Origin of the sequence: Geobacillus sp. FSL K6-3411 (assembly GCF_037965715.1) — a bacterium.
Lineage (GTDB): Bacteria > Bacillota > Bacilli > Bacillales > Anoxybacillaceae > Geobacillus > Geobacillus thermodenitrificans.
In genome coordinates, this window is sequence record NZ_CP150187.1 from 757,056 (window position 1) to 770,734 (window position 13,679).

At 48.0% G+C, this 13,679-nt stretch carries 12 protein-coding genes; 9 read left to right on the forward strand and 3 right to left on the reverse strand.

Annotation, left to right across the window (positions count from 1 at the left end; translation table 11 throughout):
• Positions 1-29: 29 nt before the first annotated feature.
• Positions 30-1,382, reverse strand: a complete 1,353-nt coding sequence (locus NSQ22_RS03860) for an MATE family efflux transporter (RefSeq protein ID WP_081156990.1) — start codon at positions 1,380-1,382, stop codon at positions 30-32.
• A 127-nt stretch (positions 1,383-1,509) separates the two neighbouring features.
• Between NSQ22_RS03860 and NSQ22_RS03865 the strand changes: the two genes are divergently transcribed.
• Positions 1,510-2,370: an AraC family transcriptional regulator gene (locus tag NSQ22_RS03865; protein WP_081156992.1), complete on the forward strand. Its 861-nt coding sequence runs from the start codon at positions 1,510-1,512 to the stop codon at positions 2,368-2,370.
• A 66-nt stretch (positions 2,371-2,436) separates the two neighbouring features.
• Here NSQ22_RS03865 and NSQ22_RS03870 read toward each other — a convergent pair whose 3' ends face one another.
• Entirely contained in the window at positions 2,437-4,203 is a 1,767-nt protein-coding gene (locus NSQ22_RS03870; protein ID WP_081157003.1) for an alpha-glycosidase, read from the reverse strand.
• A 248-nt stretch (positions 4,204-4,451) separates the two neighbouring features.
• Here NSQ22_RS03870 and NSQ22_RS03875 point away from each other — a divergent pair, with 248 nt between their 5' ends.
• The 8 genes from NSQ22_RS03875 to NSQ22_RS03910 all read left to right on the forward strand — a co-directional run bounded on the left by NSQ22_RS03875 (position 4,452) and on the right by NSQ22_RS03910 (position 12,200).
• Positions 4,452-5,726, forward strand: coding sequence for an extracellular solute-binding protein (locus tag NSQ22_RS03875; protein WP_081157005.1), 1,275 nt, complete (start codon positions 4,452-4,454; stop codon positions 5,724-5,726).
• A gap of 69 nt (positions 5,727-5,795) precedes the next feature.
• Complete coding sequence (locus NSQ22_RS03880; RefSeq protein WP_171355414.1) at positions 5,796-7,076, forward strand: sugar ABC transporter permease; 1,281 nt, start codon at positions 5,796-5,798, stop codon at positions 7,074-7,076.
• Positions 7,076-7,918 carry a sugar ABC transporter permease gene (locus tag NSQ22_RS03885; protein ID WP_008879065.1) on the forward strand — a complete coding sequence of 281 codons (843 nt, stop codon included), beginning with the start codon at positions 7,076-7,078 and terminating at the stop codon, positions 7,916-7,918. The genes NSQ22_RS03880 and NSQ22_RS03885 overlap by 1 nt, the downstream gene beginning before the upstream one ends.
• A 73-nt stretch (positions 7,919-7,991) precedes the next feature.
• Positions 7,992-9,527 carry an alpha-amylase family glycosyl hydrolase gene (locus NSQ22_RS03890; RefSeq protein ID WP_008879064.1) on the forward strand — a complete coding sequence of 512 codons (1,536 nt, stop codon included), beginning with the start codon at positions 7,992-7,994 and terminating at the stop codon, positions 9,525-9,527.
• 16 nt (positions 9,528-9,543) lie between these two features.
• On the forward strand, positions 9,544-10,563 hold the full coding sequence (locus NSQ22_RS03895; protein WP_008879063.1) for a LacI family DNA-binding transcriptional regulator: 1,020 nt from the start codon (positions 9,544-9,546) through the stop codon (positions 10,561-10,563).
• Positions 10,564-10,740: 177 nt separating this feature from the next.
• Positions 10,741-11,421, forward strand: a complete 681-nt coding sequence (locus tag NSQ22_RS03900; protein ID WP_099232966.1) for an O-methyltransferase — start codon at positions 10,741-10,743, stop codon at positions 11,419-11,421.
• 103 nt (positions 11,422-11,524) lie between these two features.
• The gene (locus tag NSQ22_RS03905) at positions 11,525-11,809 is read left to right on the forward strand and encodes a hypothetical protein (RefSeq protein WP_230459261.1); all 285 of its coding nucleotides are present in this window, start codon (positions 11,525-11,527) and stop codon (positions 11,807-11,809) included.
• 40 nt (positions 11,810-11,849) lie between these two features.
• On the forward strand, positions 11,850-12,200 hold the full coding sequence (locus NSQ22_RS03910; protein WP_029761421.1) for an antibiotic biosynthesis monooxygenase: 351 nt from the start codon (positions 11,850-11,852) through the stop codon (positions 12,198-12,200).
• 535 nt (positions 12,201-12,735) lie between these two features.
• On the opposite strand, the gene NSQ22_RS03915 is transcribed toward NSQ22_RS03910, so the two are convergent.
• Positions 12,736-13,599, reverse strand: coding sequence for an SDR family oxidoreductase (locus NSQ22_RS03915; RefSeq protein ID WP_029761420.1), 864 nt, complete (start codon positions 13,597-13,599; stop codon positions 12,736-12,738).
• Positions 13,600-13,679: the final 80 nt, after the last annotated feature.

Below are 13,679 nucleotides of genomic sequence, written 5' to 3' on the forward strand. Positions count from 1 at the left end.
TATTCTATTGAATAGCAAAGAGAGCAGTACTATGCCATTTTCGCTTGCGGCGCCACCGCTTTTTTCATCCAGATGCGCGACCGCCATCGCCAAAGCATCAATAGTCCGCGCAACCATTCATCAGCGATGAACGATAGCCAAATGCCGACAAGGCCAAACCCGAGGGCAATGCCAAATACATACGCTACCGTCACTCCGACTCCCCACATGGACAAAATGCCCATATAGACAGGGAATTGCACATCCCCGGCCGCTCGGAGCGAGCTGACGATGACTAGATTGAAGGAGCGGCCTGGTTCTAGGATGATGGTCAACAGCAATAGTTTACGGCCAAGGTTAATCATTGACCGGTCATCAGTAAAGAGTGAGAGCAATGGTTCGGCGAACCAATAGGTGACAGCGGCCATTAGCACTGATATAGCGATTGCGCTGTATAAGCTTTTTAAGCAGCGGTCGTACGCTTCTTTGTACCGTCCGGCGCCGACGAAGTGGCCGACAAGAATTTGCGTCCCTTGGCTGACTGCAATGCCGAATAAAAACACGAACATGATAATGTTTTGTGTATACACCCTCACGGTTAGCGCTTCAGCGCCAAGCCATGTGATGAAGTAGGTGATGACCATTTGCGCTGTATTGTAAGAAAGATGTTCCCCGGCTGCTGGAACGCCGATTTTCAGCAACGAGCGCAAATGGCGGAACGGTAGCGTACGAAACGCCCGCGGGGCAAGGGAAATGCCTGCTCGTTTGGACAATAAAGCAACCAACACCGCAAAACCGATCAGCCGGCTTACTGCTGTTGAAATGGCCGCTCCTTCCGCCCCGAGGGGAGGGAGGCCAAACGATCCGAAAATAAGGAAATAGTTGCCGATGATATTCAAGACGTTCATGCCAATCGTTACATACATCGTATCCCGCGTAAAGCCGTAGCTTTTCAAGATGGCACCGACCGTCATCATGAGCGCCTGAATGAATGAAAATCCGCCGACAATGGTTAAATAACGGTTCCCTTCATCAAGCAGCTCTGCCGGCAAATCCATCATCCGCAAAATCGATGAGCTAAACGCAGCCAAACAGGCGCTCAACAGCAGTCCAAACAACAAGTTAGCGGCGATGGAAACAAGTGATACTTCGATCGCTTCTTGTTCTCGCTTGGCGCCTAAATATTGCGCGACGAGAACTGCCGTTGCCAAGGCAACGAAGTTGAACAACACGATCGTTAAGGCGATGATTTGATTTGCAACCCCGACGGCAGCGACCGCATGATCTGAGTACTGGCTGAGCATGAGCGTGTCAGCATTGCCCATCACCATATACAGCATCGTTTCAATAAAAATAGGCCACGTCAATGAAAACAGTGACCACGTTTTGGCCTCACGGCGCATGTTGTGACAACTCCTTTTTCTTATTCCGACTAGAACGATATATCAAGTTTAGCCAGTTTGTTGCATAATGGAAAGAGAGAGAAACGATTTCACTTGCATTTTTCCGACAAGAAAAGAGGGGATGACGATGGACTATGTCACGTTTTCGTTGCCACCTTTGCCTGTGTTCATTAAAGGGGCGGAAAGTGTATTTCCAGCAGGAAAACGTCATTTCCGCCGAACGTTTTCGGTCTTCGACTTGCTTTATGTCAAACAAGGCTGCTTATATATGACGGAAGACGGACGTGAATTTGCCGTTGGCAGTGGACAATATTTACTGTTGATCCCGGGAAGGGAACATTACGGGCATCGTCCGTGCAGTGAACGGACGGAGTATGTTTGGCTTCATTTTTTGTTGACGGATTATGAAGTGGTTGCCGATCACCCAGTCAGTCGGCAAACAGTGATGGAAAAAGAGGCGACGTACACGGAACCGATCCAATATCGGCTCGCCATTCGCCAATATGGGGAATTAAAACAACGAGAGAGGGCTGAACAGCTGCTCAACCAGATTGTTGAGTCAAACGTCGATCGGGATATCGAGCGGCCGCTGCGGCAGTTGCTTCTGTTTGTCGAATTCCTTTGGCACTTGCAAAAGCAAGAGCTTTCTGTTCCAAACGCTTCAGAACAGGTCAGCGCTGCGGCGGTGGCGTATATCGAAAACCATTTCTGCGAGCCAGTGACATTGGAGAGGGTTGCTCGCGAGCTTCGCTTTCATCCGGATTACGTCACTCGGTGCATGCAAAGAACGCTCGGGATGGGCTTTAGCCATTATTTGGCGTACTACCGATTGTCAAAGGCGAAACAATGGTTGGCTGAAACAAATGAAACGGTCGAGGCCATCGCCAAACGAGTTGGCATTGATGACAGCGCTTATTTCTCGCGTTTATTTAAAAAAATGGAAGGGATGACGCCGACTGAGTATCGGCGTATAGCCCAACGCGTATAACACCGGTGCAGCGGCTGCACCGGTGTTCATATATTGGCTGCTATTATGATTGTCTATGAAACAGGTCTACCAACGTTCTATTGCATAAAGTACAAACCCATAGGGCGGTAAGGAGGTGCAAAGCGTTTCTGCCTCGGCTGCAAACCGTTCCCCAGTCAAGAGGTTAACGAGCCATGTTCCTCTTGCATCGAGCGGGATCGGGATGTCGGCTTTTTGGTCGCTCCGATTGATGATGACTAACACCGTTTCATCTCCATCTGTTTTTTTGTAAATAAGATAGTTCATTTCATCATCGGCATGAAGAAAGGAGATTTCCCCGCGGCGTAGTGACCGATACTGTTTGCGCAGCGCTATCAGCTGCTTGACGTGTTGGTGCAGCTCTTTGTTTTGTTGCATCGGATCCCACACCATGCACTTCCGGCACTCGGGATCGTTTCCGCCCGTCATGCCGATTTCATCCCCATAGTAAATGCATGGTGAACCCGTGAACGTCAGTTGAAACAAAAATAACAACTTCACCTTGCGGATATCCCCGCCGCAAACGGTGAGAATTCTTGATGTATCATGACTGCCGAGCAAATTGAATGCGGCCTCGTTGACATTGTTCGGATACGAATGAAGTACATGCACCATTTGATTAGCAAACTGGCGTGCACCAATCTCTTCCTTGGCGAAAAAGCGGAGCACCCCGTCTGTAAACGGGTAGTTCATGACCGCGTCAAACTGGTCACCGCGCAGCCACGGCATCGCATCATGCCAAATTTCCCCGAGGATGTATACGTCCGGTTTCAGTGCCTTTACTGCCTGGCGGAACTCGCGCCAAAATTCGTGGTCGATTTCATTGGCAACATCAAGCCGCCAACCGTCAATGTCAAACTCACGAATCCAATATGTCGCAACATCAAGCAAATAACGCTTCACTTCTGGATTGGCGGTGTTCAGCTTTGGCATTTGTGGCACGAATGCAAATGTATCGTAATTCGGCCGCGGCTCTGTTTGCAGCGGAAATTCATGAATGTGAAACCAGTCCTTATATTTTGAGGACTCACCGTTTTTCCATACATCTTGGAACGGGGCGAACTCATAGCCGCAATGGTTAAACACGGCATCGAGCATAACGCGGATACCTTTTTCATGGCAACGGTCGATGAGCGTTTTCAACGTTTCTTTATCCCCAAAGTGTGGATCGACTTCAAAATAATCAGCGGTATCGTATTTATGGTTTGACGGAGAACGGAAGATCGGCGTTAAGTAAATACCGGTAATACCAAGGTCAACAAGGTAATCGAGATGATCGATAATCCCTTGCAAGTCGCCGCCAAAAAAGCTGGTTGGTGTTGGATCCTCGTTCCCCCACGGCCGCGATCCTTCTGGACTGATTGATGGGTTGCCGTTGGCGAACCGCTCAGGGAAAATTTGATACCAGACTGTATCCTTTACCCAATCCGGCGCCTCGAATAAGTCGACTCGATGAAGAAAGGGAAAGCAAAAGTAGTAAGCCGTATCATCGATTGGAGCCTCAAAGTAAAACCCTTTTTCTGTATAAACGAGCTTCTCCTCTCCTGAATACAGCACGAACCCGTAGCGTAACCGGCGATAGGGAGGTTTGACTTCGGCGAACCAATAATCAAACAACTCGTCACTTCCTGTTTTTCGCATCGGCATCGTTTGAAACTGCCAAGCTCCGTTTTGCCAGTCATACGGGTCACCATGCAGCAGCTCAACACGATCGATATCGTCTTTTTTTGTTCGAAGACGAAGATGGAGTGTCTCACTATCATAGGCATAGGCGTAGTTGTCAGCCGGGCGGTGGTAGATGGCTTCTTTCCTCATTTGGCCTCTCCTCCTTCATATATGAAAGCAATCGTTTGCATGATTGCCATCCTCTGATTAAAGAGTACGAAAAGAGAGAAAAAAAGTCAAATTCAGTAGAAAAAAAAGCTTGTAAAATGAAAAATAGGCGATATAATAGAAATGAGCAGTGCAATCGTTTTCACAGAAATAGTTTTAGTTTATCTGTGCAAACGATTTCCTATTGATTGGACTGCAGTGATTATGTAATGACAAATAGGAGGGGGATTATGAGGAAGGCATTCTCTTTAGTTCTCATGGCTGTAATGTTGATTGGCATGTTGGCTGCCTGCGGACCGAAACGGGACGTTGAGCAATCGAAGCAGGCGAACCAAGGAACGACGGAAAATGCGCAAAAACCGGAAAAGCTCGTCGTTTGGGTAAACGACGACGAAAAACAAAAACAAGCATTAAAAGATATTTTCCAAAAGTACACAGAAAAAACCGGGATCAAAATCGAAATGGTTGCGGTCAGCATGCTTGATCAAACGAAAAAACTAGCGCTTGACGGCCCGGCTGGCAAAGGTCCAGACGTGTTCTATCAACCGCATGACCGCATCGGCGACATCGTGCTGCAAGGGTTGGCCGACCCGATTGATCTTGGTGATGCGAAAGGCGAGTACAGTCCGACAGCGATTGAGGCGGTAACGTATGACGGTCAAACGTATGGCGTACCAACAGTGGCTGAAACGTATGGAGTTTTCTATAACAAAAATTTAGTGTCAGAAGCGCCGAAAACGATAGATGATTTGATGAAGATTGCCAAGGAAAAAACGAATGCGGCGAAAGATCAATACGGATTTTTAATGGAAGCGGAGAACTTCTATTTCGTTTACCCATTTTTTGCTGGCTACGGCGGCTATGTGTTTAAAAATGAAAACGGCAAATACGACACGAGCGACATCGGATTGGCGAATGAAGGAGCAGTCAAAGGAGCGGAGCTCGTTCAATCATGGTTTCAAAACGGTTATATTCCAAAAGAAGTCACCAATGACGTTATGAACGGTCTGTTTACGAAAGGAAATGTAGCGGTAGCCATCACCGGCCCGTGGAACATTGCCTCGTATAAAGAAGCGTTAGGTGACAAGTTGGCGACAGCGCCGCTGCCTGTGCTCGAAAACGGTGAGCATCCGAAATCATTTGTTGGTGTCAAAACGTGGATGTTGTCTGCTTACTCGCAACATAAAGAATGGGCCGTTGATTTCATGAAGTTTGTGACGAATGAGGAAAATTCGCTTCATTACTATGAAGTAGCCGGAGAAATGCCGGCGAACGAAAAAGCGTTGACGAATGAGAAAATTACGAATGACCCATTGATCGCCGGCTTTGCTGAGCAAATCCAATACGGTGAGCCGATGCCGAACGTGCCAGAAATGTCGCAAGTGTGGGACCCGATGGGGAACGCCCTGCAATTTATTGCCAAAGGCGACGACCCGAAAGCAGTGTTGAATGAGGCGGTCAAAACGATTCAAGATAAAATCGCGGCCAGTGGCGCTGGAAAATAACATGTCATACGGTGGTGGATAGGCTCATGTCTATCCACCATTCTTATCCATCAATAGGGGGGAGTTCGGATGTCGGAAGCAAGCGCTCGTCATCGGCCGGAGGTGGCGATGGTGCTGTCATTGCTGTTTGCTGGCCTTGGTCAATTGTACAACCGTCGATATATCAAAGGGATTGTATTTATTGTCATTGAAGCAGCCTTTTTAATCACATTTTATAACTTTTTGAACATCGGGTTGTGGGGACTCGTTACGCTTGGGGAAATCCCGATGCTCGATCACTCAATTTTTCTGTTGATTCAAGGATTGGTTTCGGTCATCATCATCGCTTTTGCAGTCGCGCTGCACATTGCGAACATCATTGATGCGCGAAACGACGCCCGTCGGCGGCAGCGTGGCGAGCCCGCCCCCTCGCTTATTGAATCATGCCGCAATGCGTGGGACCGAGGGTTTCCGTACATCTTTGTGACGCCTGGACTTGTGATGCTTTTGTTTATCGTCGTGCTGCCGCTGTTGTTTATGGTGTCGCTTGCGTTCACCGACTACAATTTGTACCACTCGCCGCCACGGCATTTGTTGAATTGGGTCGGATTTGAAAACTTTAAAAACTTAGTGTCGATCCCAATTTGGAAGAGCACGTTTTTCAGCGTTCTCTCGTGGACGATTGTGTGGACGGTCGTGGCGACGACGATGCAAATTGCTCTTGGGTTGTTTTTGGCCCTGTTGGTCAACGATCCGCGCATTAAGTTTAAACGGTTCATCCGTACGGTGCTCATTTTGCCATGGGCCGTGCCATCGTTTGTCACGATTTTAGTGTTTGCGGCGATGTTTAACGATAAATTCGGGGCGATTAACCGTGAAGTGCTGAACTTGTTCGGATTGTCCATCCCATGGATGACCGACCCGTTTTGGACGAAAGTGGCGCTCATTTTAATTCAAACGTGGCTTGGGTTCCCGTTTGTATTTGCGTTATTTACCGGTGTTTTGCAAAGTATTTCCCGCGATTGGTATGAAGCGGCCGACATCGACGGGGCGACGCGCTGGCAAAAGTTCAAATCGATTACCTTGCCACATGTGCTGTATGCGACCGCACCGCTATTAATCATGCAATACGCTGGGAATTTTAATAACTTTAATATCATCTATTTATTTAATGATGGCGGCCCGGCGGTGCGTGGGCAAAATGCTGGCGGGACGGACATTCTCATTTCGTGGGTGTACGATTTGACGTTTACGACGAACAACTACAATATGGCGGCCGCGATCTCGCTCATCATCGGTTTGATTGTCAGCGGATTTGCCATCTATCAATTCCGGCGCACCCGTTCCTTTAAAGAGGAGGGGAACATTTAATGAACCGCAAATGGAAATCACACATAGAAGTAGCGCTCATTTACTTGTTTATCGCGTTTATGTTTGTCGTCATCGCCTATCCGCTCCTGTGGACGATCAGCATGTCACTCAATCCGGGCACAAGTTTGTACTCAGCATCGATCATCCCGGAAAAATGGACGCTTGAGCATTACAAATGGCTGTTTACGAGTCCGGATAGCAATTATTTACTTTGGTATAAAAACAGCCTGTTTGTCGCGGCGGCCAACGCGGCGTTGTCCGTTTTGTTTACGGCGCTCATCGCCTATGCGTTTTCACGCTATAAGTTTATCGGGAGAAAAACGGGGCTGTATTTGTTTTTAGTGTTACAAATGTTTCCGTCACTCATGGCGATGGTAGCACTGTATATTTTGCTTAATATGCTCCATTTGCTCGATTCACTTTGGGGACTGATTCTTATTTATGTCGGCGGGCAAATCCCGTTTAACGCCTGGCTTGTGAAAGGTTATTTTGACACGATTCCGCGCGAGCTTGACGAGGCGGCACGCATAGACGGAGCCGGCCATTTCGGTGTCTTTTTCCGCATTATGCTGCCGCTTGCTAAGCCGATTTTAGCCGTTGTCGCTTTATTTAACTTCATGGCGCCGTTTACTGACTTTTTACTGCCGTCCATTGTCTTGCGCGATCCGGAGAAATTTACGTTGGCAGTCGGGTTGTTTAACTTTATCAGCGACCGATTTGCCAACAACTTTACCCGCTTTGCTGCCGGTTCCATTTTGATTGCCGCTCCGATTGCCATCGTCTTTTTATTCCTGCAACGGTATTTGATTTCCGGCTTAACAGCGGGTGGCACAAAAGGGTAAGAATCGCTATCATAAATAGTGGGCTTACCCGTTTCCAAACAGAAAAAATAGACAGTAAAGGAGGGAAACGGAAATGGGGAACCGGCTTTTTATGCTGTTCATCCTTCCGTTCCTTCTTTTTTATGCCATGCCGGTTGCGGCGGCGGAAAAAGAAGAACGGACGTGGCAAGACGAAGCGATTTATTTTATTATGGTCGATCGTTTTAACAACATGGATTCAACGAACGACCAAGACGTCAATGTCAATGATCCAAAAGGGTATTTTGGCGGTGACTTAAAAGGGGTGACAGCGAAGCTCGATTATATTAAAGAAATGGGCTTCACTGCCATTTGGCTGACTCCCATTTTTAAAAACAGGCCGGGCGGCTATCATGGCTATTGGATCGAGGACTTTTACGAAGTCGACCCGCATTTTGGCACGCTTGATGACCTCAAGACGCTCGTCAAAGAGGCGCATAAGCGCGATATGAAAGTGATTTTGGATTTCGTGGCTAACCATGTCGGCTACGACCATCCGTGGCTTCATGACCCGGCGAAAAAAGATTGGTTCCATCCGAAGAAAGAGATTTTCGACTGGAACAGCCAAGAGCAGGTGGAAAACGGTTGGGTGTATGGACTTCCCGATTTGGCGCAGGAAAATCCGGAAGTAAAAAACTATTTAATTGACGCAGCCAAATGGTGGATTAAAGAAACCGACATTGACGGTTACCGACTCGACACGGTACGCCATGTGCCGAAATCGTTCTGGCAAGAGTTTGCGAAAGAAGTGAAAGCGGTAAAAAAAGACTTTTTTCTCCTCGGCGAAGTGTGGAGTGATGATCCGCGCTATATCGCTGATTACGGAAAGTATGGCATCGACGGGTTTGTCGATTACCCGCTGTACGGTGCGGTGAAGCAGTCTCTTGCCAAACGTGATGCATCGCTTCGGCCGCTCTATGATGTATGGGAGTATAACAAGACATTTTACGACCGCCCGTATTTGCTTGGATCATTTTTGGACAACCATGATAACGTCCGATTTACGAAACTCGTCATTGATCATCGGAACAATCCGATTTCACGCATGAAAGTAGCGATGACGTATTTGTTCACTGCGCCGGGCATTCCGATTATGTACTACGGAACAGAAATTGCGATGACTGGAGGTCCTGATCCGGACAATCGCCGCCTGATGGACTTCCGTGCCGATCCAGAAATCATCGATTATTTAAAGAAAGTGGGCCCGCTCCGCCAACAGTTGCCATCATTGCGGCGCGGCGATTTTACGTTGTTGTATGAACAAGACGGCATGGCGGTGTTTAAACGCCAATACAAAGACGAAACGACGGTCATTGCCATTAACAACACGAGTGAAACGAAGCACGTTCATCTGACGAACGAACAGCTGCCGAAAAACAAGGAATTGCGTGGCTTTTTGCTCGATGACCTCGTCCGTGGCGATGAGGATGGCTACGATATTGTCTTGGATCGTGAAACAGCAGAAGTGTACAAATTACGGAACAAAACGGGAGTTAACGTGCCGTTTATCGTTGCAATGGTTGCGGTTTACGCACTATTTATCTTGTTTTTATACATGGTGAAAAAACGAACAAAACGGACAAATGAATAAAGAAAGGAGGTAGTATATGACCGTTACGATTAAAGACGTCGCCAAACGAGCCAATGTCGCGCCGTCGACCGTCTCGCGCGTGATTGCCGATAGCCCGCGCATCAGTGAGAAAACAAAGCAACGGGTGCGCGAGGCAATGAAAGAGCTTGGCTACCATCCAAATTTTATTGCCCGCAGCCTCGCAAGCCAAGCGACGCAAGTGATCGGCATCGTCATGCCAAGCTCAGCTGATCAGGCGCTGCAAAACCCGTTTTTCCCGGAAGTGATCCGCGGCATCAGCAAAGCTGCCCATGAAAAACGGTACGCCTTGCAAATGTCAACCGGGGAAAAAGAAAGCGACATTTACGAACGGGTGATCGAGATGTTGCAAGGGCGGCGTGTTGACGGAGTGATTTTGCTTTATTCGCGGCAGAACGACAAGTTAATGAAATACTTGCAAAAACATGGCTTCCCGTTCGTTGTCATTGGAAAACCGCACCAAAAAGCGGAACAAGTGACCCATGTCGATAACGACAACGTCCAAGCTGGAAAAGATGCCACCAACTATTTAATCGACCATGGCCATGAGCGCATCGCTTTTGTCGGTGGCAATCCACAATATTTTGTGACCGCCGACCGTCAAGAAGGCTATGAAGAGGCGCTGCGTGAAGCTGGACTGTTGTACCGACCGGAATACGTCGTTCATGAAGAGTTTTTGCAAGAAGGCGGCCGCGAGGCAATGAAGGAGCTGCTTTCTCTAGCCGAGCCGCCGACCGGGCTTGTCGTTGCTGATGACCTCATGGCGCTCGGGATGGTCAAAACGCTCGATGAAATTGGTCTTCGCGTTCCGGAAGATGTGTCGATCGTCAGCTTCAACAACACCTTGCTCGCCGAAATGTCGCGCCCGCCGTTGACTTCCGTCGATATTGGCATCTTCCAACTCGGCTATGAAGCGGCGAAAAGTTTAATCGAAAAAGTCGAAAATCCAAATGAACCGATCAAGCGCATCATCATCCCACACCGGCTCGTTGAGCGGGGATCGTGTACGAGGCGGTGATATGACTGAAGGAAAGACGTCCATCATAAGGATGGGCGTCTTTTTTCTTCCCCTGTATAAAGAAGGAAAAGTGACTCGTTCTCTGTAAATAAATATAGTTGCAAACACAAAAATTTGACAATTAAGAAATGTTTGTATACGATTGTATACGAGTATTAAAAAGAGAGGAGCTCTTGTATGCATCCGGAACATCGGTTTGATCCGCAAGATGGATTGGATGTTTTTCGCCGTCTGAACCGTTACATGAATGAACTGTTTGGATCGCAAGATGAGGTGCTGACAAATATTCTTCGTTCGATTGAGGTCCATGGTTTGCCGCCGATTTCCGTCTCACCGGCCACCGGGAAGTTGCTCACGATGCTTGTGGCCATCTCTGGCGCCAAAAGAGTGCTTGAAATTGGTGCGCTAGGTGGCTACAGCGGTGTTTGCTTAGCGCGAGGAATGGGTCCTGAAGGTACGTTAACGTCGCTTGAATTGGTCGAAGACTATGCGCGTTTGGCGCAGCACCATCTCGAAAAAGCCGGTTTTGGCAGTCAAGTCACGTACATCATCGGTCCTGCTTTGGAGAGTCTTAAGACGCTTGTTATGGACCGCCAATATTTTGACTTTTTCTTTATTGATGCGGATAAAGATAACTACGTCAATTACCTCGACTATTGCATCCAATTAGCGGAGCCGGGAGCGATCATCGTTGCTGACAACACATTGGCTGGCAGCGGCATCGGTTCACCGCGCGCCCTCGAACGACGTGGAGAAATCATGAAGCAATTCAATGAAACTGTAGCGCTTCACCCTCAGCTTGACGCTATGTTCATCCCGATCGGCGATGGTGTGACTGTAGCGCGAGTGAAAGAGTAAAGTGGATGGAAAGGAGAAAACGATGATGCGTGGAAGAGAGGGACATTTTTGGCCCGAACATGGTAAGCTGCTTGATGGATGTCCTTCGTGGAAACGAGAACGAATGGGCCAAGGGTCTCATCGCGGCGCTAAAACGTTCCGTCGCAGGCGGGCGCTCGAATTTTTAGAACGTCTGTACGTCAAGCGTGCAACGTTGAAGCAGCAGTTGCAAACACCGGAACTGCAATCGATCCATCCGGTGTTGACCGGAGAGCTGAAAGCGATTGAAATGGTGATGAATGAGTTCATTCAACTGTTTGACATTCATGAAGAGGAATTAAAGATGATGCCGATGTCTAGCAACACAGATGAAGCTCAAGGCAAAGAGGACCAAAATGAGGAAAAGTAAGCGGAACATTTACACATAAAATGAAAGGGAGAAGAGGACGATGTTTATTCAAATGCGCAAAATCACGGTAGCGGAAGGATACGCAGATCAAGTAGTCGAACGGTTCAGCCAGCCGGGAATCGTCGAACAGCAAGACGGATTTGTCGATATGAAAATTTTAGTCAAAAAAAGACGCCGTGGTGACGACGAAGTCATCCTTTTGGTCACATGGGAATCGGAAGAGCATTGGAAAAAATGGGAGAAAAGCGATGCCCATATCGCTAGTCATAAAGCGAGACGTAATGAGTCAAAGCCAGAGTTCATTCTCAATGTCGAAGTGAGTCATTATGAAGTCAAAGCGGTGAAAAGCGCTGTGGCGTCATCAGTTCGAGGAGATGAGCGGGCTTTTTAAATTAAATTGATGCATTCATAAATTTTGAACCCATAACAATAGGCCGATGGTTTTTTAACACTCATTTGACAGAAGTGGGACTGATGCTAAAAAGCATTGTCAGCCCATATGTCGATTTAGTAAGTCAGAAAGCGCCATCAAGCAGTTTTTCTATTCGAAAAACCTAACAGATACCTTGTTTTTCTTTATGCAAGAACGATCAATAGGAACAAAATAATCATTTCATCAGTCTTCTCGATTCATCAAGAGCGCTTCCTTTATCATGTTCAAGACATTCTTATGTTTTTTGTATACCTACCTAAAAACAAATGACCACATCATTTTTTTGAGCCATATGAAAACAAAGCGGCCCGTCTCTTTGGTGATGGAGACGGGCAAAGAGAAGAGGGGCACCTTCGAAACGAAGGAGAGGAACATCATAATGTTATCGTAATGGTTCTTTACATATCATTCCACTTTTTTGTAAGAAAAGATAACGTAATTTTATGAAAAGGTGTTGGAACAGTGGCCGCCAATTTCACGGAAGCCGTTGTCATCAGCCGCTAATGAATTTGCCTCCGTCAACGTGAAGGATTTGCCCAATCATGTACGACGATTCATCGCTCGCCAAAAAGACGTAGCACGGGGCGACTTCACTCGGCTGGCCTGGCCGTTTCATCGGGGTGTTGGCGCCGAACGTGGCGACTTGTTCGCTTTTGAATGTCGATGGGATGAGCGGCGTCCAAATGGGGCCTGGGGCGACACCGTTGACACGGATGCCTTGGCCGACGAGCGCTTTGGCGAGCGAACGGGTAAAAGCAACGATTGCCCCTTTCGTTGCCGAGTAGTCGATGAGTTGCTCGTTTCCTTCATAAGCGGTAACTGAAGCAGTGTTAATAATGGTGCTCCCGTTTTTCAAGTGCGGGAGCGCCGCTTTCGTTAAGAAAAAGTAGCCGAACACGTTCGTGCGGAACGTTTTCTCTAACTGTGCGGCGGTGATGTTAAGCAAGTTCGGCTGCGGGTGCTGTTCGGCCGCGTTGTTGACGACGATGTCAAGCTTGCCGAATGTCTCGACGGTCTGTTTCACCGCTTCTTTGCAAAAGGCTTCGTCCCCGATGTCTCCCGCAATGGCTAGACACCGTCTTCCTTCCTGTTCGACGAGCCGTTTCGTTTCCTCGGCGTCCTTATGTTCGTTTAAATAAACGATCGCCACATCGGCACCTTCTTTAGCGAAATGAACCGCGACCGCCCGACCGATGCCGCTGTCACCGCCACTGATGATAGCGACTTTATTTTCGAGCCTGCCGCTTCCTCGATAAGTGTCTTTGATGGTGACTGGCTGCGGGTTCATTTCACTTTGCAGACCCGGTTGGCGTGTCTGGTGCTGCGGAGGCAGCGTCGTTTGTTGCTTTGTGACCATATGTTCTCCTCCTTGGCATGTATTGTCATCGTTAGTATGGAACGGAGGAGGGGAAATATGTGCACAGAGACGATGAAGGA